At 75.0% G+C, this 25,546-nt stretch carries 13 protein-coding genes; 3 read left to right on the top strand and 10 right to left on the bottom strand.

What is annotated here, in order from left to right:
- Positions 1 to 4 precede the first annotated feature (4 nt).
- The 10 genes from DKT68_RS29690 to DKT68_RS29645 form a co-directional block, all read right to left on the bottom strand.
- Positions 5 to 5,473, bottom strand: coding sequence for a type I polyketide synthase (locus tag DKT68_RS29690; RefSeq protein WP_109820684.1), 5,469 nt, complete (start codon positions 5,471 to 5,473; stop codon positions 5 to 7).
- A 14-nt stretch (positions 5,474 to 5,487) separates the two neighbouring features.
- The gene (locus DKT68_RS29685) at positions 5,488 to 9,009 is read right to left on the bottom strand and encodes a non-ribosomal peptide synthetase (protein ID WP_109820683.1); all 3,522 of its coding nucleotides are present in this window, start codon (positions 9,007 to 9,009) and stop codon (positions 5,488 to 5,490) included.
- The gene (locus DKT68_RS29680) at positions 9,006 to 11,315 is read right to left on the bottom strand and encodes a lantibiotic dehydratase (protein WP_109820682.1); all 2,310 of its coding nucleotides are present in this window, start codon (positions 11,313 to 11,315) and stop codon (positions 9,006 to 9,008) included. The genes DKT68_RS29685 and DKT68_RS29680 overlap by 4 nt, the downstream gene beginning before the upstream one ends.
- Positions 11,312 to 14,398 carry a thioesterase domain-containing protein gene (locus tag DKT68_RS29675; protein ID WP_109820681.1) on the bottom strand — a complete coding sequence of 1,029 codons (3,087 nt, stop codon included), beginning with the start codon at positions 14,396 to 14,398 and terminating at the stop codon, positions 11,312 to 11,314. The genes DKT68_RS29680 and DKT68_RS29675 overlap by 4 nt, the downstream gene beginning before the upstream one ends.
- Positions 14,395 to 17,709, bottom strand: coding sequence for an AMP-binding protein (locus DKT68_RS29670; RefSeq protein WP_109820680.1), 3,315 nt, complete (start codon positions 17,707 to 17,709; stop codon positions 14,395 to 14,397). The genes DKT68_RS29675 and DKT68_RS29670 overlap by 4 nt, the downstream gene beginning before the upstream one ends.
- A gap of 318 nt (positions 17,710 to 18,027) precedes the next feature.
- A complete protein-coding gene (locus tag DKT68_RS29665) occupies positions 18,028 to 18,429 on the bottom strand; it encodes a DUF2267 domain-containing protein (protein ID WP_109820679.1) in 402 nt (133 codons plus the stop codon).
- Positions 18,430 to 18,495: 66 nt separating this feature from the next.
- A complete protein-coding gene (locus DKT68_RS29660) occupies positions 18,496 to 18,894 on the bottom strand; it encodes an NUDIX hydrolase (protein ID WP_109820678.1) in 399 nt (132 codons plus the stop codon).
- 58 nt (positions 18,895 to 18,952) lie between these two features.
- A complete protein-coding gene (locus DKT68_RS29655) occupies positions 18,953 to 20,332 on the bottom strand; it encodes an MGH1-like glycoside hydrolase domain-containing protein (protein ID WP_109820677.1) in 1,380 nt (459 codons plus the stop codon).
- Positions 20,329 to 21,153, bottom strand: coding sequence for a sugar phosphate isomerase/epimerase family protein (locus tag DKT68_RS29650; RefSeq protein ID WP_109820676.1), 825 nt, complete (start codon positions 21,151 to 21,153; stop codon positions 20,329 to 20,331). The genes DKT68_RS29655 and DKT68_RS29650 overlap by 4 nt, the downstream gene beginning before the upstream one ends.
- Positions 21,153 to 22,190 (bottom strand): zinc-dependent alcohol dehydrogenase, encoded by a 1,038-nt coding sequence (locus DKT68_RS29645; RefSeq protein WP_109820675.1) that lies wholly within the window; start codon positions 22,188 to 22,190, stop codon positions 21,153 to 21,155. The genes DKT68_RS29650 and DKT68_RS29645 overlap by 1 nt, the downstream gene beginning before the upstream one ends.
- A 158-nt stretch (positions 22,191 to 22,348) precedes the next feature.
- On the opposite strand from DKT68_RS29645, the gene DKT68_RS29640 reads away from it, so the two are divergent.
- The 3 genes from DKT68_RS29640 to DKT68_RS29630 are packed head-to-tail and all read left to right on the top strand — an operon-like array spanning position 22,349 to position 25,523.
- The gene (locus tag DKT68_RS29640; RefSeq protein ID WP_236647134.1) at positions 22,349 to 23,701 is read left to right on the top strand and encodes an ABC transporter substrate-binding protein; all 1,353 of its coding nucleotides are present in this window, start codon (positions 22,349 to 22,351) and stop codon (positions 23,699 to 23,701) included.
- Positions 23,698 to 24,657: a carbohydrate ABC transporter permease gene (locus tag DKT68_RS29635; protein ID WP_109820673.1), complete on the top strand. Its 960-nt coding sequence runs from the start codon at positions 23,698 to 23,700 to the stop codon at positions 24,655 to 24,657. The genes DKT68_RS29640 and DKT68_RS29635 overlap by 4 nt, the downstream gene beginning before the upstream one ends.
- Positions 24,657 to 25,523, top strand: a complete 867-nt coding sequence (locus tag DKT68_RS29630; RefSeq protein ID WP_109820672.1) for a carbohydrate ABC transporter permease — start codon at positions 24,657 to 24,659, stop codon at positions 25,521 to 25,523. Before DKT68_RS29635 ends, DKT68_RS29630 begins: the two co-directional genes overlap by 1 nt.
- The last annotated feature ends 23 nt before the right edge of the window (positions 25,524 to 25,546 follow it).

The following is a 25,546-nucleotide window of genomic DNA, read 5'->3' as shown; positions in this document are numbered from 1 at the left end:
CTCGTCACGCGCGGGGCAGTCGCGGAATGGTGGGAATCGGTGCCGGGGTGGCCGGATCGGCGGTGGCGGCGGCGCGCAGCTCCTCGATCCGGGCGGCCAGCCCGGCCACGGTGGGGGTCTCGAAGAGGCTGCGCATCGGCAGCTTCACCCCGGTCACCTTGCGCATCGCCGCGATCAGCTGCACCGCGACCAGGGAGTTGCCGCCGAGGGCGAAGAAGTCGTCGTCGACGCCGACCTCGGCCGCCCCGAGCGCGTCCTGCCACACCCGGGCGATGGTGATCTCCAGCTCGGTGCCCCGCGCGGCGCTGCCGGCCCCGACGCCGGTCGGGGCCGGATCGGCGACCACGTCGTCGACGGTGAGGTTGTCGGTGGTGACCCGACCGGCGCGCCGCCGGATGTCGTCCACCGTGCGGGTGGCGATGACCACCTGGGCGCCGAGGCCGGCGGTGAGGCTGCGGCGGAACGCCTCCGCACCGTCCACCGGCCGGATGTCCTCAGTGGAGGTCGGCGCGGCAGCGCCCCCGTGCGCGTCGGACGGCCCGGCCAGGCCGCCGGTTACCGCTGCCTGGTCGACCCGGCGCAACACGAACTCGCTGATCGCGACGAGCTCCCGGCCGTCCGGGTCGCGCAGCGACAGGTCGGCGGCGATCACCTCGTCGGTGCCACCGGCCCGGTGCCGCAGCTCGCTGGTGAACCGGGCCGGCAGCGGCCCGCGCACCACGATGCGGCCGTAGGACAGCGGCAGGTAGGTGCCGCTGCCGCGGCCCCGACCGAACGCGGTCGCCACGTCCAGCAGCGCGGGGTGCAGGCCCCACGCGGGCAGGTCGCCCAGCGCCGCGGCGGGCGCCTCGACCACCGCCAGCTCCGAGCCGTCGGCCAGGTGGTGCTCGCCCAGCGCCGCCCAGCGCGGCCCGAAGGTGAGCATGCTGGTCCGGCCCCGGCCGAACGACTCGTCGTCGTCCACCCGGCGGCCGGCCGGGACGGCCGGGGCGGCCGGTGAGGCCGGCTCGTCGGTCCAGCCGGCCGCGCCCCGCACGTGGGTCCGCAGCCGGCCCCCGGTCAAGCTCCGGACCGCGAAGTCGGTGCCGCCGTCGTCGGCCGGCGTCAGCTCCACCCGGTACTGCGCGACGGTGCCGTCGGGCACCGCGAACGGCTCCAGGAAGACCACGTCGCGCAGCTCCACCGCCGCCGTCGGGCCGGGGGCAGGCAGCGCGGCGGTCACCGCGGCCCGCACCGACTCCAGGTGGGCGGTGCCCGGTACGACCGGCACGCCGCCGATCCGGTGCTCGTCGAGCAGCCAGTGGGTGCTCGCCGAGACCAGGCCGTGCAGCACCGTCTCCCCCGGCCCGGTGACCTTCGTGGTGAGCACCGGGTGCTCGACCGCGCTGGTCACCGTGTCGCGGCCGGCCGCCCGGAAGCCGGCCGGCGCGGCGGTCTCCACCGCCATGCCCACCTCGGCCCAGCCGCCCCAGTTCTGCGACAGCACCGGTGCGCGCCAACCCGCGCCGGAGCGGGCGTGCGCGTCCAGGAACGCGTTGGCGGCGCAGTAGTCGACCTGACCGAAGCCGCCGACCACCGCCGTGATGGACGAGCACAGCACCACGAAGTCCAGCGGCAGGTCACCGAAGACCTGGGCGAGGGCGAGGGTGCCGGCGAGCTTCGGGGCGAGCACCCACTCCGCCTCGGCCCGCTCCTTGACCTCGGCCATCCCCCCGCCGGGGAGGCCGGCCGCGTGCACGATGCCGTCGATGCCGCCGTACGCGGCCTGCGCGGCCTCGCGGACCCGACGCAGGTCGGCCGGGTCGGTGACGTCGGCGGCGAGCACCAGCACCTCCGCGCCGGCGGCCTCCATCCGGCGGATCGCCGCGATGGCGCGTCCCGCCCGGTCGTCGCCGTGCACGGCGAGGTGGTCGTCCCAGCGCTCCCGCTCGGGCAGCCCGGAGCGGGCCAGCAGCACCAGCTTCGCCCGGGCCCGGGTGGCGAAGTCCTCGGCCAGGGTGATGCCGATGCCGCCGAGACCACCGGTGATGACGTACCGGCCGCCGTCGCGCAGCGCGCCCGGCTCCCCCTCGGCGTCGATCGTCACCTGCTCGACGTCGGCCACCCAGCGCCGGCCGCCGCGCAGGGCCACCTCGGGCTCGCGGGGGCGGCGCAGCTCGGCCACCAGCGCACCGGCGTCGTCGTCGGTCGGGTCCGCGTCGATCAGCCGAACGGCCAGCCCGGGCAGCTCGGCGGGGAGCACCCGGGCCAACCCGGCGAGGGTGGCGTGTTCCGGGCGGCGCAGGTCGTCGCCCCGCACGTCGCCCGTGCCGGCGGTGACCAGGTCCAGGGCGAGGCCATCCTCACCGCCGGTCAGACCGGCGCCGGCGAGCGCCTGCACCAGGTGCAGGGCACTGAAGAAGCCCAGCTCCTGCGCGGCCCAGGTGGCCGCGATGTCGGTGCCGGTGGGCGCGCCGTCCAGGGTGAACGCGTGCACCAGCCGACCCGGGAGCGCACCGTCGGCGGTGAGCGCGGCGACCAGCGCGTCGTGGTCGGCGCGTACGCCGGGGCGCAGCCGGTAGCCGCCGTCGGCGGCGGCGAAGGAGTCGCCGGGGCGTACCGGCACCGGGTCGGCGCCGGCGGCCCGCAGGCCGGCGACCAGCGCGTCGCCGCGCGAACCCGCGGTGAGGACCAGGCAGCGGCCCAGCGACCCGGCCGGCGGCAGCGGCGCGGCCTGGCGCCAGACCGGCACCGCGAACCACTCGGCGAGCGGTCGCGGCCCGGTCTCCGCCGGGGCCGTCGCGACCGGCTGCTCCGGGTCCGGGTCGATCCAGTAGCGGCGACGCTCGAAGGGGTACGTGGGCAGCGGCACCCGCCGGGCCGCCGGATCGGCGTCGACGCGCACCGGCAGGCCCGCGCACCACAGCGCGCCGGCGGTGCCGAGCAGGGCGGCCAGGTCGCCGGTGTTCTCCCCGGCGCCGGGCAGGCTGCCCAGCGGGACGAGGGCGCGCTGCTCCGGCGCGGCCTTCGCGGTCTGCATCCGGGCCAGGTTGGCCAACTGCCGGCCCGGACCACACTCGACCAGCTGCCAAATGCCCGCCGCCAGCAGTGTGGCCACGCAGTCACCGAAACGGACCGGCCGGCGCAGGTGCGCGGCCCAGTACGCCGGGTCGGTGGCCTGCTCGGCGGTGATCCAGGTGCCGGTGACGTTCGACAGGAACGGCACCGTCGGCGGGCGCAGCGACACCGTGCCCATCAGCGCGGTGAACTCGGCGAGGATCGGCTCCATCATCGGCGAGTGGAACGCGTGCGAGGTGCGCAGCACCTTGGACTTGCCGGCCAGCGTCGTGGCGAACGCCTCGACGGCGGCGGTCTCGCCGGCCACCACGCAGGTGCCCGGGCCGTTGACCGTGGCCACCGAGAGTCCCTCTGGCAGCAACTCGGCGACCACCGACTCGTCCAGCACGACGGCGAGCATCGACCCGGCGGGCAGCGACTGCATCAGCCGGCCCCGCGCGGCGACCACCCGCAGCGCGTCCGGCAGGCTCAACACCCCGGCCACGGTGGCGGCGACGTACTCGCCGATGGAGTGGCCGATCATCGCGGCCGGCCGGACACCGGCCTCCTGCCAGAGCACGGCCAGGGCGTACTCGACGGTGAACAGCGCCGGCTGGGTGTACCAGGTTTCGGTGAGCTTCTCCCCCGCCGCCGGGTCCCGGCCGAGGATCAGGTCCCGCAGGTCCAGGCCCAGGTCGAGGCGGAGCAGCTCGGCGCACTCGTCGACCACGGCGGCGAAGCGGGGCTGCTCGGCGTAGAGCTGCGCGCCCATCCCGGCGTACTGGGAGCCCTGACCGGAGAAGAGGAACCCTACTGTCGGGGCTGGACGGTCGGTCAATGGTTGCGGTCCGCGCTGGCCGCGCACCGGGGTGCGCAGGGCGGTCACGGCGCTGGGGAGGTCGGTGGCGACCACCGCGCGGCGGTGGGGGTGCGGGCGACGGCCGACGCGCAGCGTGTGCGCGACGTCGGCGAGGTACGCGGGCCCGGCGTCCGCGGCGCCGTCCAGGTGGGCGGCGAGGCGCCGCACCGCGGCGTCCAGTGCGCTCGGGGTGGCCGCGCTGACCTGGAGCAGGTGCGCCGGGGGCACCCGACGGTCGCCGTGGTGCGCCGTCGGCGCCTCCTCCAGCACCACGTGGGCGTTGGTTCCGCCGATGCCGAACGAGCTGACCCCGGCCCGGCGCGGTCCGCCGTCGGTGTCCCACTTGGTGAGGGTGTTCGCCACGTAGAACGGGGTGTCGGCGAACTCGACGGCCGGGTTCGGCGTCTCGAAGTTGATCGTCGGCGGGATCAGCCCGTGTTCCATCGCGAGCACCGTCTTGATGACGCTGACGATGCCGGAGGGCTGGCTGAGGTGGCCGATGTTCGACTTCACCGAGCCGATGCCGCACCAGCCCCGCTCGTCGGTGTCGCGGGTGTACACCGCGGAGAGCGCCGCCACCTCGATCGGGTCGCCCATCGCGGTGCCGGTGCCGTGCGCCTCGACGTAGCTGATGCTGCGCGGGTCGACGTCGGCCATCGCCACGGCCTGGGCGATGGCCGCCATCTGCCCGTCGATGCTGGGCGCGGTGAAGCCGACCTTGCCGGCGCCGTCGTTGTTGATGGCGTTGCCGAGCACGACCGCGCGGATGGCGTCGCCGTCGGCGATCGCGTCGGAGAGCCGCTTGAGCAGGGTCACCCCGACGCCGCTGCCCCACACCGTGCCGTTGGCGGCGGCGTCGAACGGCCGGCAGCGGCCGTCGGGCGAGGTGAAGCCCTCCATGCCCAGGTAGCCGACGTGCGGCAGCTCGACGTTCACTCCACCGGCGAGCGCCATGTCGCACTCGCCGTTGCGCAGCGACTCGCAGGCCAGGTGGAACGCGACCAGCGACGTCGAGCAGGCGGTGTGCACGGTCAGGCTCGGCCCGCGCAGGTCCAGCCGGTACGACACGTTCGTGGCGACGTAGTTCGGCGAGTTGCCGGTGGCGATGGAGACCGCGCCGTGCGGGCTGCCGCCGACCCGCCGGTTGCGCAGCACGTTGCGGTGCAGGTACGTGTTGCCGCCGGTGCCGGCGTACACGCCGATCGCGCCGTCGTAGCGGGCCGGGTCGTAGCCGGCGTCCTCGAGCGCGGTGTGGCAGGTCTCCAGGAACAGCCGGTGCTGCGGGTCGGTCAGCTCCGCCTCCCGGGCGGTCATCCCGAACAGCGTGGCGTCGAACTCGTCGTAGCCGTCGACCAGCGGGGCGCGGTTGACCCAGCCCGGGTCGTCGACCTCCTCGACGGTCGCGCCCCGGGCCAGCTGCTCCTCGCGGGTCAGCTCGGTGGCCGACTCCACGCCGTCGACCAGGTTGCGCCAGAACTCGTGCACGTCGGCGGCGCCGGGTAGGCGCGCGGCCAGGCCGACGATCGCGATCGGTTCGATGCCCTCGTGGGGCGGGTCTGTTGCGGTCGGGTTGCTCATCAGGCTGTCCTTCGTCACGCGGTGCCGCCGGGGCGGCGGGGAGGGATACGGCGGGTACGACTGCGGCGGGCCGCGGCACGCAGGGCGGCTCGCGCCAGCTCGGGCCGGTCGGCGGCGCCGTCGAGGCTGGCGGCGAGCGCCCGGACGGTGGGATGGCGGAACAGGTCGAGCATGGGGATGGACCGGCCGGTGGCGGCGGTCAGCCGGGCGTGCACCGCGGCGAGCGCGAGGGAGTGCCCGCCGATGTCGAAGAAGTTGTCGGTCACCCCGACCCGGTCGCGCTCCAGCACCTCCCGCCAGATCCCGGCGATCAGCTCCTCGGTCTCGGTGAGCCCGTCGGGGCCGGCCGGCACCAGCCCCGGTGGCGGGCCGGCTGGCTCGCCACCGGCGACCGTCATCGCGCCGAGCTGCGGCACCCGCACCGTGGGCCGGGGCAGCGCGGTGGCCACCTCGCGGGCTGGCGTGTCCGGCGCGGCGGCCAGCGCACCCACCAGCTCGGCCAGGTCGGCGAGCAGGTCGTCGATGCGCGCGGCGTCGAACAGGTCCGGGTTGTAGACCACCTCGACGCCGGTACGACCGGCGTGCTGCACCACGTAGACGGTGATGTCGAACGGTGAGCCCGGCTTGGGCACCGGCACCGGTTCGGCGGTCAGCCCGCTCAGGGTGAGCCGGGGCGGCGCGAAGTTGAGCACGTTGAACAGCACCTGCACCAGCGGCGCGCGGGCGGTGTCCCGGCCGACGCCGAGCGCCTCGATGATGCGTTCCAGCGGCGCCCCGGGGTGGGCGGTGGCCTCGTGCAGCTCCCCTGCGCACCGGTCGACCAGCTCGGCGAAGCTCGCCCCGCCGGTGCGGACCCGCACCGGCACCGTGTCGATGAAGAAGCCGATCACATCGTCGAAGGCGGCCAGCCGCCGGTCGGCGACGATCGCGCCGAGCACGTGGTCGTCGCCGCCGGTGAGCCGCGCGATCAGCTCACCGAACGCGGCCAGCAGCACCGCGGCGACCGTGGTGCCGCGCCGCTCGGCCAGCTCGCGGACCGCACGGTCGGTGCCGGCGGAGAGCCGGACGGCCGCCTCCGCCCCGGCGTAGGTCTGCACCGCCGGTCGGGGCCGGTCCCGGGGCAGGTCCAGCACCGTCGGCGCGCCGCCCAGGTGCCCGGTCCACCACGTCAGGTCGGGCCCGCCCCGCAGCCGGTCCCGCTCGGCGCGCCACACCGCGTAGTCGGCGTAACGGGCCGGCAGCTCCGGCAGCGCGGGCGATCGCCCGGCCACCGCCTGGGCGTACGCGGCCGCGAGATCGTCGTAGCAGACCCGCTCCGACCAGCCGTCGAACACGGCGTGGTGCCAGGTCGCGGCCAGCACGTGCTCGGTCGGCCCGAGCCGGTAGACGGTCACCTGCCAGGGCGGCCCGGTGGCCAGGTCGAAGGGGTGCGCGGCGCCGGCGGTGAGCATCCGGGCCAGCTCCGCCTCCGGCTCGGCGCTGGTGGTCAGGTCGACCACCGGCACCGCCACGTCGGTCGGCTCGGCGCAGACCGCGTAGGGCACGCCGGCGGTCTGCGGGATTCGCCAGCGCAGCACGTCGTGCCGCTCGGCGACGGTCCGCAGCGCCGCGCCGAGGGCGGCGATGTCCAGCGGACCGCGCAGCCGGTGCGCCACCGCGATGTTGTACGGCGCGCTGGACGGCGCGAGCTGGTCGACGAACCAGAGTCGTCGTTGCGGTGGCGAGAGGGTGGGCGGGTTGCCGGTGCTCAGCCCGTCGTCGCCGACGGGTGCGTCGGCCACCCGCTCGGCCAGCCGGCCGAAGGTGCGCGCGGTGAACACCTCGCGGGTGTCGACCTGCCGGCCCAGTTCGGCGCGCAGCGCGGCGACCAGGCGCATCGCGGCGATGGAGTTGCCGCCTGCGGCGAGGAAGTCGGTCGCCGGCCCGGGCGCCGCCCCGAGCAACCGGGTCCAGATGCCGGCCACGGCCGCCGCGAGGGACCCGCCGCGCGCATCCGGTGCGGCGGTGTCGGCGGGTGCGACGGTGTGCGCCGCGGCCAGCGCGCGCAACGCCGGCCGGTCCAGCTTGCCGCTGATCGGGCTGACCGGCAGCGCGGTGCGGCGCAGCACCCGGGCCGGCAGCATCGCCGTGGTCAGCCGGCTGCCGGCGTACGACCGCAGCCGGTCGTCGTCGGGCGCGTCCTCCGGCGTGAGGAACGCGACCAGCTCGGCGCCGGCCGGGCCGGGGACCGCCTCGACCGCGACCCCGGTCACCCCGGGCAGATCGGCCAACACCGCCTCCACCTCGCCCAGCTCGATGCGCTGCCCGCGGATCTTGACCTGCCGGTCGGTCCGACCGAGGTAGACGATCCGCCCGTCCGGGTCGTGCCGGACCAGGTCACCGGTGCGGTACAGCCGCTCGCCGGGCAGCCCGGAGAACGGATCCGGGACGAACCGCTCGGCGGTCAACCCGGGCCGGCCCAGGTAGCCGTCGGCCAACCCCGGCCCGCCGATCAGCAGCTCACCGGTCTCCCCCGGCGGCACCGGGTCCAGCGCCACGTCCACCACGTACGCCCGGTGGTTGGGCAGCGGCCGGCCGATCGGCATCGGGTCGGACTCCGAGGCGCTCAACGGGCCGCTGACCGCCAGCACGGTCGTCTCGGTGGGGCCGTAGCCGTTGAGGAACCGGCGGCCGGGCGCCCAGCGGGCGGCCAGCGCGGCCGGCACCGCCTCGCCGCCGCAGAGCACCGTGCGCCAGCCGGGCAGCTCCGCCGGGTCCAGCATGGACAGCACGGTCGGCGTGATGAAGCCCCAGTTGACCTCGTGCGCGGCGATGAACCGGGCCAGCCGGACCGGGTCGGCGCGGTCCTCGGCGCCGAGCAACTGCACCGAGCCGCCGAGCAGCAGCGGCACGAACAGGTCCATGGTGGCCGCGTCGAAACCGAGCGAGGCGATGCCGAGGCTGCGGACGCCGGCGTCGGCGCCGGTGAGCGCGACCACGCCGGTGACGAACTCGACCACGTTGCGGTGGCTGGTGAGCACGCCCTTCGGCCGGCCGGTGGAGCCCGAGGTGAACAGCACGTACGCCGGGTCACCGGGTCGGGCCGGGCAGGGCACGAGGACGCCCGGGCCGGGCAGCCCGACGGCCTCGACGCCGGGCGCGCCGCCGAACTCCGCCTCGGCGGCGTCGCCGACCACGAGGGACACACCCGCGTCGGCGGCGATCCCGCGAAGCCGCCGACGCGGGCCGCCCGGCTCCAGCGGCACGTAGCAGCCGCCGGCCAGCAGCACACCGAGCACCGTGGCCACCAGCTCGGGCCGACGGGCGCCGCACACACCCACCCGGGTCTGCCGGCCGACGCCCCGAGCGCGCAGCGCGGCGGCCACCCCGGCGGCCAGGGACAGCAGCTCAGCATAGGTGAGCCGGTCGTCCCACTGACGCACCGCCACGGCGTCCGGGGTGCGCGCGGCCTGCGCGACGACCAGGTCCGCGATCGTCGCGTCCGGCCAGGGCAGGGGCTCGCCCCGTACGGCTCTGCTGGACAGGATATCGGTCAACGGTTCCCCCCGGGATAGCTGCTCGGATCGGTGACCTGCAGGCGCAGCTCGCTGACGTAGGCGCGGCCCGACGCGTCGGTCACCCAGCTGTCGGTCGGCGCCGGCAGCAGCTCGCTGACCACGAGCGTCACGTCCGGCCCGCTGCGGGCGGCGGCGTCGACCATCGCGCACAGCGACTGGGCGTGGAGCGGGCCGGTCAGGTCGACGTAGCACGGCTTGACCTCGGTGCCGACCTTCACGAACGCCCGCTCGGGCAGGCCGAGCCGGGCCCGCCACCGCCGCACCGCGAGGAACCGCTCCGCCTCCCCGCTCACCCCGGCCAGGCCGCTCTCCCCGACCGTGGTCCGCCAGGTGCGTCGCGCCACGACCAGCCGGTCGATGGTGATCCTGGGTGTGTGCGGCGCTGGGTTGAGGAGCTTGAAGCTGTCCAGCAGCAGCGAGCCGAGCAGGTTCGCGAAGATCTCCATGAGAGGCCAGCGGCTGCCGTCGGGCAGCACCGCCGCCAGCCGGTCGCCGTCGGGCACCACCCGCACCCCGGTTGCGGGGACCAGCCGGTCGACCTCGCCGCCCCGGGCGGTGTCGATGCCGAGTTGCCGGTCGGCCGGGCCGGTCAGCCCGGAGGTGGTGCGGGTGGTGACGCGGGGAAAGCCCTCCGGGTAGAGCACCCGGAGCCGGGCCGGACCGACGTCGGTGTCCATCCCGGCGCGCAGCGCCGCCGGGTCCGGGTGGAACGGCACGAAGACCGCACTGTCGAACGTGGCGTTCGCCGGGTGCAGCTCGCCGAGCACCAGCAGGAACTCGCCCCGGTTCAGCGCGGCCAGGTCCGCGGCGCTGATCTGCACGTCCGGGCTGTGGATCCGGGCCGACGGCCAGCCGGGCGACTCCGCCGGGAAGACCTTCCGCACCCGGTCGGCCAGCTCCGCGCTGCGCAACCGCAACTCGGGCTGCTCAGGTGGCAGGGCCGCGAGGTCGAACAGCTCCGCCCACCGGGCGGTGAAGCCGGCGCCGGCGGTGGCCAGCGGCCCGTCCGAGGCCATCAGCAACCCCTGCGCCAACGACCAGACGTCGGCCAGCCGTACCGGCCCGTCGGCGCGCAACTCCTCGTACAGCTCGGCGAGGATCCCCTCGCACGCGGCGCCGATCTCGGCGGTCAGCCAACGGGCCGCCTGGAGCACCACCGCCAGCGGAGCGGCGAGCGCGTCGAGCACGTCGGCGCCCACGGCGACGGTGAGGTCCCGGGCCGTCTCCTCGTAGGCGACCGTGCGGCCGGCGTACATCTGACCGGCCTGCCGGGTGGCGGGCCGGCCGGTGACGGCGGTGAACTCCGTGTTCAGCGCGGCCAGCGCCGCGCCGAGCCGGTCGGCGTCTCCGGCGCTCGCGGCCACCTCGTCGCAGGCCAGGCAGAGCCGTTCGAAACCGGCGGTCACCTCGGCGCGCAGCGCCGGGTCGCCGATCGCCGCCAGCCGCTCGCGCAGCACCTGCTCGGCACGAGGGCTGATCGGCAGGCCGGCGTCCCAGGTCAGCAGGTCGCGCTCGACCAGCCGGTCGAGCAGCAGGAAGCCGTCGGCGTCGGTACGCAGCCCGGCGTCGCCGTCGGCGCGGACACGCTCGACCACGGCCCAGGCCGGGGTACGCCCGTCGCAGGCGGCCAGCAACAGCGCGTCGAGCACGGACAGCTCCACCGGCGGGTGCAGCGGCCGGTGCAGCGATCGGCCCGCCACGCTCAGGTGCGGTGGCAGTGCCGGCGCCCACCAGCGGCGTACGGCCGGGTCGTCGGCGAGCCGGTCGGCGTACGCGATCAGCGCCCACGCCTCGAAGTGCACCTCGCGACGGGACACCAGCCCCGGCCCCGGCCACAGCCGGGTCGCCCGCACGGTGGGATCGAGCGTGCCCCAGCAGACCGGACCGAAGAACCCGATCGTCTCGGCCTTTCCGCAGTAGCGCTGCCAGTAACGCAGCAGGCTCAACTCGCGCTTCCGCCGCCGCACGTTGCGTACGGCCGGGTCGGTGCGCAGCAGGCCGTCCAGGGCGATCAGCATCTCCGGGTTCTGCCAGGTGACCGCCTCCCGCAGCAGCGGGTCGGCGGCGATCCGTCCGGCGGCCGCCGACGAGTCGGCCAGCGCCTCCGCGAACGCCTTCTCGAACATCTCGGCGGCGACCTCGCCGGCCAGCAGCGCGTCGGCGGCGTCGGCGGCGTCCGGTGCGGCGAAGGCGTCCAGCCCGGCGGCCGGGAAGCCGGCCGTGCGCAGCACCAGGTGGCGCCACACGGACCAACCCGTGTCACCCAGCGGCAGCAGGTGGCTCATCGCGCCGGCTCCGACTCGTCGGTGTCCACGATGTGCAGCCGCAGTTCGCTGAAGTACCGCCGGCCGGCCGCGTCGGGAACCCACGCATCCTGCGCGGTGGGCAGCATCTCGCTGACCACCAGCGTCGTGTCGTCCCCGCCGTCACGGTGCGCCGCCCGGACCATGGCGCAGAACATGTTGGCGAAGGCGGGGCTGCTCAGGTCGACGAAGCACGGCTTGGTCTCGGTGCCGAGCTTGACGTACACCTGCTCCGGCAGGCCCAACCGACGCCGCCAGTCCCGCACCGCCAGGAAGCGGGCCCGCTCCCCGGTCACCGCGCCGAGGCCGCTCGCGCCGACGGTGGTACGCCACGTCTGCCGCGCCACCACGAGCCGGTCGAGCGTGATCCGCGGGGTGTACGGCGCGGCGGCGACCAGCTTGAACCCGTCGACGGCGTGCGCGCTGAGCAGACCGGCGAAGACCTCGGCCAGCGGCCAGCGCCGCCCTTCGGTGTCGGCGACCACCAGCCGGCCGGCCTCGTCCTGCACGGTCAGCGCCACGGTGGGCAGCACCCGCCCCGGCTCGGCGTTGGGCGCGGGCGCGAAGGCCAGCAGCCGGTCGGTCGGGCCGATCAGCGCCTCGGCGACCCGGCTGGTACGCCGGGGCCAGTCGGTGGGAAAGAGCAGCCGGAACCGGTCCGGGCCGAGGTCGGCCGCCAGCGCGGCGCGCAGCCGCTCGACGTCCGGGTGCGAGGGGGTGAACGCCTGGCAGTCGAAGGACGCCCAGGCGGCGTGCAGCTCACCGAGCACGACGGTGTAGTCGCCTCGGGCCAGCGCGTCCGCGTCGGCGGCGCAGATCTGGAGGTCCGGGCTGTGCAGGCGGGAGTTGGACCAGCCCGGCGGGACGGGCGGGAAGACCTCGTCGACCCGGGCGGCCAGGTCCGCCACGTCCAGCCGGACGTCGGTGCTGCCCGCCGGCAGATCGGTCAACCCGAACAGCCCGGCCCAGCGGGCGGCGAACTCGGTGGCCACCGCGTCGACCGGGCGCGGCCCGCTGCCCCAGAAGAGGCCCTGCGCCAGGAACCACAGGTCGGACAGGGCCACCGGGGCGTCGCCAGCCTCGGCGCGCAGCTCGTCGTACAGCTCCCGGAACGACGCCCCGTACGCCTCCTCCAGCGCGCCGGCCAGCCAGCGGGCAGCCCGCAGCAACACGGCCAGCGGCGCGGCGAGACCGTCCAGCAGCGGGGCGCCGAAGACCACGTCCAGGTCACGGCTGGTGTCCTCGTAGCAGAGCGTCCGGCCGGCGTACATCTCGCCGGCCCGGCGCTGCGCCGGCTGCCCGGTCAGGTCGGTGAACGTCTCGTCGAGCGCGTCCAGCGCGGCGCGCAGCCGGTCCGGGTCGCCGGCCGCCACGGCGACGGTGTCCCGGGCGGCGCACAGCCGGTCGAAGCCGGCCTCGGCGGCGGCGCGGGCGGGGGCGTCGCCGATCTCCGTGATCCGCTGCCGCAGCACCTCCTCGGCGGCGGGGCTGACCGGCAGCGCGGCGTCCCAGGTGGCCAGCTCCCGCTCCACCAGCCGGTCGAGCAGCGCGTACCCGTCCTCCGGGCGGCGCAGCCCGATGGCCGGGTCGGTGACCAGGTCGCAGGCCGGGCGGCGGCCGTCGGCGGCAGCGAGCAGCGCCGCCTCGACCGGCGACAGTGGCACCGGCGGCCGGCCCGGCCGGCGCACCTCCCTGCCGGCGAGGCTCAGGTGCGGTGCGAGCCGGGGCGCCCACCAGCGGCGCACCGCCACGTCCCCGCCGATCCGCTGCGCGTACGCGCTCAGCGCCCACGACTCGAACCACACCCAGCGCCGGCGGGTCAGCGTCGCACCGGGGCGTGCCTCGGCGGCGACCGGAAGCTCCGGGTCGAGGGTGACCCAGCAGCTCGGGCCGAAGAAGCCGACGGTCTCGTTCTTGCCGCAGTAGCGCTGCCAGTACCTGAGCAGGGCGCGTTCCCGGTCGCGCCGGCGAACGTTGCGCGGGGCGTCCGGGCCACCGCGGACGAGCCCGTCGAGAGCGGCCAGCGCGCCCCGGTTCTGCCAGGTGACCGCCTCGCGCAGCAGCGGGTCGGCGGCCAGCTCGACGAGCCGCCGGCCACTGGCGGACACCGCCTCGGCGAACTCCTTGTCGAACAGTTCGGCGCCGGCGCCGGTGGCCAGCAGCTCGTCGGCCGCCTCGGCGGCCTGCGGGGCGGACAGCAGCATCAGCCCGTCGGCCGGGAAGCCGGTGCTGCGCAGGATGCCGTCCCGCCACACCGACCAGCCGGTGTCGCCCAGCGGCACCCGGTGCGCGTCGGCCGCGACGGCGACCGGACGGGCCGGGCCCGGGTCGACGCGGATTGCGGCGGCCAGGTCGGCGCGGATCGCGGCGGCCAGCTCGGGCAGCGCGTCGTGCAGGAAGAAGTGCCCGCCGTCCAGCTCGTGCAGGGTGAAACCGGCGGCCGTGTGCTCACGCCAGGCGGCGCTCTGCTCCCGGCTCACCGCCCGGTCGTCGCGGCCGCTGAACACCACGATCGGCACGGGCAGCGGCTCCTCGGGCCGGTACCGGTAGCCGTCCACCCGCTCGAAGTCGGCACGCAGCAGCGGCAGCAGCAGCTCGACCAGCTCGGGATGCTCCAGCACACCGGCGGGCAACCCGCCGCCGCTGCGGAGCCGGCGCAGCAGCTCGTCGTCGTCCACCATGGACAAGCCGTCGAAGACGCTGGGCGCGCTGACGTGCGGGGCGCGGGCGCCGCCGACGTACAGCCGCAGCGGCAGCGGCAGCCCGGCGCGCCGCAGCTCGCGGACCACCTCGAAGCCGAGCCGCCCGCCCATCGAGTGGCCGTAGAGGGCGTACGGCCCCTCGGCCCGCTCGGCGATGGCGGTGGCCACGTCGGCCACCCGGAACCGGGGGTCCTCGCTGATCCGGTTCTCCCGCCCGGGCAGCTGCACCGGCAGCACCTCGACGTCCGGGCCGAACCGGGCCGGGAAGTGGCGGAACGCGCTGGCGCCGGCGCCGGCGTAGGGCAGGCAGAACAACTGCACCGGTGCCGGATCGCGGCTGCCGGCGGAGAGGAACCAGTTCACCGCACGCCTTTCTGAGGGGGGTCGATCCAGTACCGCTGCCGCTGGAAGGGGTAGGTGGGCAGCGAGGTGCGTCGGACACCGTCGGCCGGGTGCAGGGCCGTCCAGTCCAGGGCCTGGCCGGCGACCCAGGTGGCGGCCAGCTCGCGCAGCGCACCGGCCGGGCCGGCGACCCGGGCGTCGGTGGCCAGCAGCTCGTCCAGCGCGGCGACCGCGCCGGCCGCGTCGGTGGCGACGACGGCGGCCCGGCAGCCGAACTCGCGCCGGCCCAGCCCGAACGAGCTGACCCCGGCGACCCGGCGCGGCGCCTCCGGCCAGTCCCGCACCTTCGTCGGCACGTAGAAGGGGCCGGCCGCCAGGTCGATCTCCGGGTGCGGGCGCGTGAAGTGCAGGTTCGGCGGGATGACACCGTGCTGCACGGCGAGCACCGCCTTGATCAGCCCGGCGATGCCGGCCGCCGCGTCCAGGTGACCGATGGTCGTCTTCACCGAGCCGAGCGCGCAGGTCTCGGCGGGCGCGGCGCCCTGGTACACCTCGTGCAGCGCGGCCACCTCGATGGCGTCGCCGAGCGGCGTGCCGCTGCCGTGCGCCTCGATGAAGCGGACCTCGCCGGGGGCGACCTCGGCGGCGGCGAGCGCACCGGCCACCGCGGCGGCCTGCCCGGCCGGGCCGGGAACGGCGTACCCGGCCCGGTCGGCGCCGTCGTTGGTGACCGCCCAGCCGGGCAGGATCGCGAGGACCCGGTCGCCGTCGGCCTGCGCGTCGGCGAGCCGGCGCAGCGCCACCACCCCGACGCCGGAGCCGAAGCCGGCACCCTGGGCGCCCTCGTCGAAGGCCCGGCAACGGCCGTCCGGGGAGGCCAGGCCGCCGGGGGTGTGCCGGTGCCGGGGCCACGTCACGCTCACCCCGCCGGCCAGGGCGAGGTCGCACTGGTAGTCGGCCAGGCTCTGCGCGGCGAGGCAGACCGCGACCAACGAGCTGGAACAGGCGCTCTGCACCGCCACCGCCGGCCCGGTCAGCCCCAACCGGTACGCGACCTGGCCGGGCAGGTGGTCGGTGAGCTGCCGGCCGACCAGCCGGGCCTCCCAGTCGTCCGGGTCGACGTCGCCGACCACCGCCGGGTTGTCCATGAGGTGGAACAGGAAGTAACGGTTGACGGCGGTCGCGCCGTACACGCCGACCAGGCCGGGGAACCGGGCCGGGTCGTGACCGGCGTCCTCCAGCGCCTCCCAGGCGGTCTCCAGGAACAGCCGGTGCTGCGGGTCGGTGCGGGCGGCCTCCCGCTCGCCGAAGGCGAAGAACTCGGCGTCGAAGTCGGCGACGCCGTCGAGCCGGCCGGTGGCCTTCACGTGCCGGGGGTCGGCGCGCAGCCCGGGGCCGACGCCCAGCGCGGCCAGTTCCTCGTCGCTGTGGTCGTGGATCGCGTCCACCCCGGCGCACAGGTTCCACCAGAAGGTGGCCACGTCCGGCGCCCCGGGGAACCGGCCGGCGAGACCGACCACGGCGATCTCGTCGCCGGTGTACTCGCGGACACCGCCCGGCGCGGCGGGCGGGCCGGCTGCGCTCGGCGGCACGGCGGCCTGGGCCTGTGCCGGGGCGACCACCGACGGGGTCGTCGGCGCCGGCGGGTCGACCAGCCGGGCCTGGGCGGCGACCGTCGGGTGGTCGAAGAGCCGCAGCAGCGGCACCGCCACACCGAACCGTTCGGCCAGCCGCTGCTGCACCTGGCCGAGCAGCAGGGACTGCCCGCCGACGTCGAAGAAGCTGTCGGTGCGGCCGACCGCGTGCCGGCCGAGCACGGCGCACCAGATGTCGTGCACGATTCGCTCGGTCGGCGTGGCCGGCCGGTCGCCGGGCGGCACCGCCCGTGCCGGGTCCGGCAGCGCCCGCTCGTCGATCTTCCCGCTGACGGTCAGGGGGAACGCGGCGACCGGTACGACGGCGCGGGGCAGCGCGTACTCGGGCAGTTGCCGGGCCAGGGCGGCGCGCAACGTCGCCGGGTCCACCGGCGGCCCGCCCGACCGGACGTACGCCAGCAGCTCGCCGTCGCGGGCGATGGCCCGCACCTCGGCGACGCCGGGCTCGGCGGCGAGCACCGCCTCGATCTCGGTCAACTCGACCCGGAACCCGCGCACCTTGACCTGCCGGTCGAGCCGGCCGAGACAGCGCAGCTCGCCGGTGGGCAGCAGCTCCCCCAGGTCGCCGGTGCGGTACACCGGCACGCCGTCGGGGTCGTGCCCGAACCGGTCGCTGACCTGGTCGAGGTAGCCGGGGGCGAGGTGCCGGCCGCGTACGACGATCTCGCCGTCCGGGGCCAGCCGCAGCGCGTACCCGGGCAGGGCGCTGCCGATCGGCAGTGGACCGGTGGCCTCGGGCTCGACGTCGGTCAGCGGCAGCGCGTACCGGGCGGCGAAGGTCATCTCCGTGGCCCCGTAGCCGTTGACCAGCACGCAGCCCGGCGCGAAGCGGCCTCGGGCGCGGGCCGCGTCGGTGTAGGTGGCCTGTTCACCGCCGAGCAGCACCACCCGCACCCGGTCCAGCCGCTCGACGCCCGGAGTGTCCAGCAGGTACCGGTAGACGGTCGGGGTGGAGTGGTAGACGGTGACGCCGTGCCGGGCCAGGTGTTCGGTGGCGTACGCCAGCCCGTGCCGGCGCAGGTCGACCGGGACGACCGCGGCGCCGGTGAGCAGCGCCGGGTAGAGGTCGGGGATGGCCGCGTCGAAGCTGAACGAGGCGAGCAGGCTGAGCCGGTCGTCCGGGCGCAGTTCGAGGGTGGCGATCTGGTTGTCCACGACGTGCGTCAGGTTGCGGTGGGTCTGCCCGACGGCCTTGGGCCGCCCGGTGGAGCCGGAGGTGAACAGCACGTACGCGAGCGCGTCCGCGTCCACCGGCACGGGCCGCAGCGGCGCCGGCCGCACGTCGACGGCCGGGACGACCCGCAGGCCGGGCCGGTCGGCGGCGAGCCGTCGGGCCAGCTCGGTGTGCTCGCCACCGCAGAGCAGGACGGTGACGTCGGCGCCGTCGAGCAGGTGGCGCAGCCGCTGCTCCGGGAAGCCGGGGTCGAGCGGCACGTAGGCGGCGCCCGCGGCGAGCGTGCCGAGGATCGCGGCGATGGTGCCCGCGCCGTGCGGGGTCAGCAGGCCGACCCGGTCACCGGGTCGCACGCCGGCCGCGGCGAGCAGGTCGGCGTGCCCGCCGGCCAGACCGGCGAGGGCGGCGTAGTCGAGCGCGCCGGTGTCGCCGAGGACGGCGGGACGATCGGATCGGGCAGAGGCGGCGTCGCCGAAGCGCTGGATCAGCGTCGAGTTTCCCATCTCAGGACGCGCACACCGCTCCACAACAGACGGACGCGCAGCAATCGACAGCCATGATCATCATCCCCCCCAGGACTTCACAATGGAAGGAGCATATGGCTCGATGCGTGTCGCGATAGATCATCGACTAGAGTCGACCCGAAGGGGCGATCAGAGGCTCCGACAAGGGACGACGAACATCATCCGATCATCCCCCTGGCGCGGTGCGTGATTTTCGCCTAAAGCGCCACCAGGCAGATTAATTTCCGGTCACTTACCATTTGCGTCGGGGAATTTCCCGACATGAAGCACCTAGTCCGAATAGCGACATCGAAGCGTTCAGTCCCCGACAGACGGCGGCGCAGCGGGTGCGACACCGCCGTCCGGATCACGCGGCAACTGCGCCACCATGTCCCGGAACTCCCGCACCGTCACCGCGTCGCGCAGGGTCGCGAAGACCGCGCCGGTGCCGGCCCGGGCGGTCGCCTCGTCGACTCCGGCCCGCACTCCCACCCGGCGCAGGAACTCCGCCGGCCCGGCGGCGGTCGGTGGGCCGGACGTGTCCGTTCCGCCCAGATAGCCGTGCAGCTCGTCCGGGAGGTGCCCGGCGAGATCGTCCGCCGGCCGGCCCGTGACCCGTTCGGCCATCGTCTGGAGCACGGCACGAGCCACCACGGCGGCCTGTTCGGTCGGGAGCCCCGAGCGCTGGGACACCGCCTCGATGAAGCGGGGGAACCGCACGCCGCCCTCCTGTCGCCACGGGGACCCGCGCTTACCCGGGCACGGAGGCGCCAAACGGCGACACGGTCAGCGCAGCAGGCCCACCACCCGCAGGTGGTCGAAGATGAGGTGGTCGACCGGGGAGGTGCGGTGCCGGTCGGCGTACCCGAACCAGGCCGTCTCGGCGATCTCGCTGGCCGGGCGCAACCGCCCCTCGTACCCCGCCCGGTAGCAGGTCATCCGAACGGTCGTGCCGGCCGCGTGGCCGTGCGCCCGGGCGGTGAACGTGCCGAGGTGCGTCGCGCCGCGCACGTCGACCGCGACGCTCAGCTCCTCCTCGACCTCCCGGCGCAGGGTGTCCAGGTCGGTCTCCCCCGGCTCACGCTTGCCACCCGGCAGGTACCACACGTCCTTCCCCCGGGAGCGGGTGCTGAGCACCAGCCCGTCCTCGATGAGGATCCACGCCACCTTGTCGATCTCGGACACACGCCACCCCTCCGGCCGCCGGGACGGGCACGCTATCACCGTTGCCGACCGGAGCAGGTCAGCGCGCCACCGTCGCCCGGTCGGTCTCCGGCGTGGGCTCCTCGGCCAGCAGGTCGAGCAGCAGTGCGGCGGTCCAGCCGAACGCCGGCGAGCCCAGCCCGACGCCGGTGTCCGGGTGGAAGTACTCGTGGCAGCCGGCCCCGGCGACCAACCCGATCATCGACCGGCGCAGCCCGGCGGCCAGCTCGGGACGCCCGTGCGTCAGGAGCCCGCGCCGCACCAGCCAGCCGACGTTGAGCCAGCTCGGCCCACGCCAGTAGCGCAACGGCTCGAAGTCCGGCGCGGTGCGGTCGTGGCTGGGCAGTGGCCGCTCCATCCGCTCGGCCACCCCGAAGCGCGCCGACCGGGCCTCGACGACCAGCGCGTCGACCTGCCGGGCCGGCAGGTCGGGCAGGATCAGCGGCGCCAACCCGAGCACGGTGCGGGCCGGGACCAGCCGGCCGGTGCGCAGGTCACGCGGGGCGAACGTGCCGGTCGCCGGGTCGTACAGCCGGCGTACCAGGGCCTCGGTGATCCGGGCCGCGCGGGCCCGGTGCGGCCCCGGGTCGGCGCCGAGCACCGTCGCGATCCGGGCCAGCGCGTGTTCGGCCGCGCCGAACGCCGCGTTGAACAGCGGGCACTCCACCAGGAACGGGTGACCGTCGGCCAGGACCTGGTCGGAGTAGCCACGGTCCCGGTAGGAGGCGACCATCGCCAGGTAGCGCGCGTAGTCCAGGTCCGTGGGGCGGTGCGCGGCGTCGGCGTGCGCGGTGTCGTGCCGGCGGTACGCGCGCATCACCGTCGCCTCGGCCGCCACCGCCGCCATCGGCTCGTCCCAGGCGGGGCTGTTGTCCAGGCCGGACTCCCACGGGTGCACGATGCAGGCCAGCCCCTCGCCGGTCAGGTCCCGCCGGTCAGCCAGGTAGCCCTGCTGGGCGACCAGCGCGGGATAGAGCCGGCGCAGCGCGGCCAGGCCGGCCGGGTCGGGCGCCCGCCGGTACGCCAGCCACGCGGCGAGCGCGTGCACCGGCGGCTGGACCAGACCGGACGTGTCGAGGGCCGGCGCTCCCTCGGCGGTCGCCGAGCGCCACAGCTCCGGCCCCGGAAAATACGCGCCCACCCGCAGCGCCCGGTTGAACACGATGTGCGGCACCCGCCCGTCGGCCCACTGCGCCCGGAACAGGCTCGCCAGCTCCCGCCAGGCCCGCTCGGGCCGCACGTGGGCCAGCCCGACCGCGATGAACGCGGAGTCCCAGCTCCACTGGTGCGGGTAGAGGGTGCGCGACGGCACGGTGTGGTCGTGCTCCCAGTTGGCGTCGAGGGTGGCGACCGCGAGCCGGCGCAGCCCGGCGACGTCGGCCGGCCCGCCGGTACGGGCCGTGGCGGCGTCGGCGGTCATGCTGCGGCCCGCCGCCGGGGCAGCGCGTGCCGCAGCACCGTGGCGGCCTGCTGAAGGGCGCGGACCGGGTCGCCGCGCAACCGGCACTCCAGCGCCAGCCAGCCCCGGTAGTCCAGCTCCAGCAGGGTCCGCACGAGCGCCGGCCAGTCCAGGTGCCCGGCGCCCGGCTGGTAGCGGTTGGAGTCGCTGACCTGCACGTGCCCGAGGTACGGCGCGGCGCCGCGCAACGCCCGGTGCACGTCGTCCTCCTCGATGTTCATGTGGAAGGTGTCGGCGACCACCCGCACCGAGGGCAGCCCGACCGCCGCACAGAGCGCCACCGCCTCGTCGAGCCGGTTGACCATGTGGTCCTCGTACCGGTTGAGGGGTTCCAGGAAGAGGGTGACGCCCTCGGCCCGCGCGTGCTCGCCCAGCTCGCCGAGGGCGTCGAGGAGCACCTGCCGGTCGCCGGCGGGCGGGCGCGGCGGTTCGAACGGCGGCAGCCGCCGGGAGAACATCCCCCAGGCCGCCGGGGTCATCGCCCCGACGCCGCCCAGCTCGGCGATCACCGAGAGCTGGGAGCGCAGGTTGCGCACCGCGTCGGCGGAGCGGGCGGGGTCGAAGTCGCCGATGAAGTGGCCCATCTCGACGCAGACGGTGGGCATCACCACCCCGGCGGCTCGGGCCCGGCGCAGCTCGGGCAACCGGCGGGCGAACGCGAGGTCGCCGCGGCCGCGCAGCTCGATGCCCTGGTAGCCGAGGGCGGTGGCGAGGGCGTACTTCTGGATCAGGTCGGTGCCCGGCAGGAGCTGTTCCTGGCAGGCCAGCGCAATGGTGGTCATCAGAACCTCAACACCACTTGGAGGACGTCACCGGCGCCGCGGTCGAGCAGCGCGAGGGCGTCGGCGACCGCGCTGGCGTCGACGATGTGGCTGACCAGCGGCAACGGGTCGACGCTGCGCTCAGCCACCAGCTCCATGAAGGTCTGCGCGACCCGGTCGCCGGTCCACCGTCCGGCCATGCTCGGCGCGGGGGTGGGCCCGGAGATCTGAGCCGCAACCAGCTGGATGCGGTTGTGGTGGAACTCCTCGCCAAGGCCGAGCCCGTCGGCCTGGCCCTGGTAGAAGCCGGCGGCCACGACCCGGCCGGCGTGTGCGGTGGACCGGATCGCCTCGTGCAGCGCCGGGTACGCCCCGGACAGCTCCAGGCAGACGTCCGCGCCCCGGCCCGCGGTGGCCCGGCGCAGTACGGCGGCGGCGGACTCGGCGCCGGCGTCCACCGCCGACCTGGCGCCGTAGCGGGCGGCGTGTTCCAGCCGGTCGGGCACCCGGTCCACCGCCACGACCCGGGCGCCGGAGAGCACCGCGAGCCGGGTGGCGAGCAGCCCGATGACGCCCTGCCCGAAGACACCGACCCAGTCGCCGAGGTGCAGGTCGCCGGCCAGCACGGCGGTCAGCGCGATGGCGCCCGGCCGGGCGAAGACCGCGGCGAGCGGGTCCAGGCCGGCGGGCAGCGGGTGGACCGCCTCGGCGGCCAGCACGGCCTCGGCGCGGTGCCCCCAGATGCCCCAGACCAGCTGACCCGGGTGCCGGTCGGTGACCTCCGGCGCCACCTCGACGACCTCGCCGACCTCCTCGTAGCCGAAGCCGGCCAGCGGGTAGGGCACCGGGGTGCTCCGGGGCACGAACATCCGGGCGGCGTCGTCCCAGTCCTTGCTGAGGCGTGGATTGCTGCCCCGGTAGAGGGTCAGCTCGGTGCCGGCCGAGATGCCGGAATAGCGGGTGCGGACGCGGACCTGGCCGGGGCCGAGCGGATCCGGTGGGCAGGGCTCGAGGCTGATCTGTCGAGGCCCGGCGAGAGAGACAACCCAATTGCCCATGAGTCACATCCCGGTAGCACTGGGCTCCAGGATAGGCAAAAAATGGCCATATGTCTTGTCATTGATCAATCGAAGGTGTTGAATCCGTCATGTACCCTTCGAGAGGAGTGCCACCGATGTCAGCACCTCCGAGGCGGATACTCGCCACCACCCTGATCATGGCACTTACCGCATCCACCCTGCTGGCCTGCGGCGACGACGAGTCGGACAGCAGCAGCAACAAGATCACCGTGTGGAGCCTGGAGGACGTGGCCGACCGGGTCACCGCCACCAAGGCGATCATCGCCGACTTCACGGCGAAGACCGGCGTCCAGGTCGAGCTGGTCACCGTCAACGAGGACCAGTTCCCCTCCCTGATCGCCGCCAACGCCGCCGCCGGCGACCTGCCCGACGTGGTCGGCTCCGTCTCCCTCGCCGGCATCCGCACGCTCGCCGGCAACGAGCTGCTGCACGGCTCGGCCAACGGCGAGATCGTCGACACCCTCGGCAGGCAGACCTTCTCCCCCCGTGCGCTGGAGCTCACCTCCGACGACGGCAAGCAGCTCTCCGTGCCCAGCGACGGGTGGGGGCAGCTCCTCGTCTACCGCAAGGACCTGTTCGACGCCGCCGGCCTGCCCGCCCCCGACACGTACGAGCGGATCACCGCCGCCGCCGCGAGGCTCAACACCGGCGGCGTAGCCGGCATCACCGCGGCGACCGCCCCCGGCGACGTGTTCACCCAGCAGACCTTCGAGCACCTCGCGCTGGCCAACGGCTGCCAGCTCACCGACGACGGCGGCGGGGTCACCCTGGACTCGCCGCAGTGCGTCGAGGCGTTCCGCTTCTACGGCGACCTGATCCGGAACAGCTCGGTGAAGGGCGCGCAGGACGTGGACACCACCCGGGCCACCTACTTCGCCGGCAGGGCGGCGATGGTCGTCTGGTCACCGTTCATCCTCGACGAGCTGGCCGGGCTGCGCAACGACGCCAAGCCGACCTGCCCGCAGTGCCAGGCCGACCCGTCGTTCCTGGCGAAGAACAGCGGGTTCGTCACCGCGATCAAGGGCCCCAACGGCGCCGAGCCGGCCCAGTACGGCGAGATCAGCTCATGGGCGGTGCTCGACGGCGCGGCGACCGACCCGGCGAAGTCCTTCGTCGAGCACATGCTCGGCGAGGCGTACCCGCGCTGGTTCGGCATGTCGCCCGAGGGTCGCTTCCCCGTGCGCAAGGGCACCCCGGCCGAGCCGGAGGCGTACCTCACCGCCTGGAACACCAGCCAGGCCGGCGTGGACGCCAAGAAGCCCCTCGCAGACGTGTACGGCGACGAGGTGCTGGCGACGCTGCGCCGCAGCCCGGACACCTTCCAGCGCTGGGGGCTCAGCCAGGGGCAGGGCAAGCTCGTCGGCGCCATGCTCGGCGAGCTGCCGGTGCCGAAGGCGATGAGCGACCTCCTCGCCGGCAAGTCCGACGCGGTGGCCACCGCCGCGCGGGCCAAGAAGGACGTCGAGGCCATCAAGGCGGGCGTCAATTGACCACCACCACGCCGGGCACCGGCCGCTCCCCCACCCGGGAGCGGCCGGCGCCGGCCCGCCGCCGCCGACCGCTGACCCTGCGCCGCCGCGAGTCCCGAGCCGGGCTCGCGCTCGTCGCACCCACCCTGCTCGTCACCATCGCGGTGATCGGAATTCCGATCGTCTGGACCGTGGTGCTCGCCTTCCAGCGGGTCCGGCTCGCCACACTGCGCAAGACCGGGCTGTTCGGCGAGTTCACCATGGACAACGTCGACCGGGTGCTGCACACCCCGGGCTTCGCCACCACGCTGTGGACCACGCTGGTCTACAGCATCGGCGGCACCCTCGGGTCGATCCTGCTGGGCCTCGTCGCCGCCCTGGTGGTCCGCCGCCCCTTCCGCGGCCGCACCCTGGTCCGGGCGTCCATGCTGCTGCCGTACGTGGCGCCGGTGGTCGCGGTGACCTTCGTGTGGCAGGTGATGCTCGACCCGCAGCTCGGCATCGTCAACGACTGGGGCCAGCGGCTGCTCGGCTGGGACGCCCCGGTGCCGTTCCTGTCCCAGGAGTCGACCGCGCTCGCCACGGTGATCGTGTTCGAGGCGTGGCGGTACTTCCCGTTCGCGTTCCTGTTCCTGCTGGCCCGGCTCCAGGCGGCTCCCGGCGAGCTGGAGGAGGCCGCCCGGGTCGACGGCGCCACGCCCACCCAACGGTTCCGGCACATCCTGCTGCCGCAACTGCTGCCGGTGATCGCCCTGCTGGGCGTGCTGCGCTTCATCATGACGTTCAACAAGTTCGACGACGTCTACCTGCTCACCGGCGGATCGGCCGGCACCGAGGTGGTCAGCGTGCGGGTGTACGAGTTCCTCACCGCCCGGACCGACATCGGCGCCGCCGCCGCGCAGGCGGTCGTGCTGGCCGTGGTGCTGATCGTGTTCGTGCTGATCTACCTGCGCTTCTTCGGACGGAGGGTGGACTGATGGACCGGGACATGGTCGAGACCGTCAGCCTGCGCTGGCTGCGCCGCCTGGTGGTCGCCGCGTTCCTGGTGATCACCGTCTTCCCCTTCTACTACATGCTGATGCTCTCGGTACGCCCCATCGAGCGGCTGCTGCTCGACCCCGGCTCGCTGGTGGTCGGTTTCGGCGAGCTGACCGTCGCCACGTACGCCGAGGTGCTCAGGGCCGCCGACGACGGCGGCCAGGGTTTCCTCACCTTCATCCGCAACAGCGGCCTGGTGGCGGTCGCGGCGACGGTGCTCACCCTGGTGGTGGCGATCCCCGGGGCGTACGCGGTGGCCCGGCTGCGGTTCTTCGGCCGGCGGCAGGTCGACTTCCTGTTCCTGGCCGTCTACCTGTTCCCGTCGATCGTCATCGCGATCCCGCTGTTCGTGGTGTTCACCCGGGCCGGGCTGCGCGGCTCCCTGTTCGGCCTGGTGCTGGTGTACATCTCGCAGACGCTGCCGGTCTCGGTCTACATGTTGAAGAACTACTTCGACACGATCCCGGTCAGCCTGGAGGAGTCCGCCGCCATCGACGGCGCCGGCCGGCTCGGCATCATCCGCCGGGTCAGCCTGCCCTTGGCCATGCCGTCGATCATGGCGGTCGCGCTCTACGACTTCATGATCGCCTGGAACGAGTTCCTCTTCGCGCTGCTGTTCCTGGTCGACAAGCCCGACCGGTGGACGGTGTCGCTCGGGCTGTCCCTGCTCGCCGACGGCGTGGAGGTGCCCAAGACCGTGCTGATGGCCGGTTCGGTCGTCCTCACCCTGCCCATCGTGATCCTCTTCTTCGCCAGCGAACGCCTCCTCACCGAGGGCCTGACCAGCGGCGCCGAGAAAGGCTGACCCCACCCCGGCCGCCGCCCGCC

The organism is Micromonospora acroterricola (assembly GCF_003172955.1).
Taxonomy (GTDB): Bacteria; Actinomycetota; Actinomycetes; order Mycobacteriales; family Micromonosporaceae; genus Micromonospora; species Micromonospora acroterricola.
The sequence above is the reverse complement of the archived record's forward strand: the minus strand, read 5'-3'. Positions and strand labels throughout refer to the sequence as shown.

Excerpts from the sequence above, each read along its gene's own strand:
- DKT68_RS29690 (WP_109820684.1), bottom strand. The coding sequence starts at position 5,473 with ATGAGCAACCCGACCGCAACAGACCCGCCCCACGAGGGCATCGAACCG.
- DKT68_RS29680 (WP_109820682.1), bottom strand. The coding sequence starts at position 11,315 with ATGAGCCACCTGCTGCCGCTGGGTGACACGGGTTGGTCCGTGTGGCGC.
- DKT68_RS29670 (WP_109820680.1), bottom strand. The coding sequence starts at position 17,709 with ATGGGAAACTCGACGCTGATCCAGCGCTTCGGCGACGCCGCCTCTGCC.
- DKT68_RS29655 (WP_109820677.1), bottom strand. The coding sequence starts at position 20,332 with ATGACCGCCGACGCCGCCACGGCCCGTACCGGCGGGCCGGCCGACGTC.
- DKT68_RS29650 (WP_109820676.1), bottom strand. The coding sequence starts at position 21,153 with ATGACCACCATTGCGCTGGCCTGCCAGGAACAGCTCCTGCCGGGCACC.
- DKT68_RS29645 (WP_109820675.1), bottom strand. The coding sequence starts at position 22,190 with ATGGGCAATTGGGTTGTCTCTCTCGCCGGGCCTCGACAGATCAGCCTC.
- DKT68_RS29640 (WP_236647134.1), top strand. The coding sequence starts at position 22,349 with ATGGCACTTACCGCATCCACCCTGCTGGCCTGCGGCGACGACGAGTCG.
- DKT68_RS29630 (WP_109820672.1), top strand. The coding sequence starts at position 24,657 with ATGGACCGGGACATGGTCGAGACCGTCAGCCTGCGCTGGCTGCGCCGC.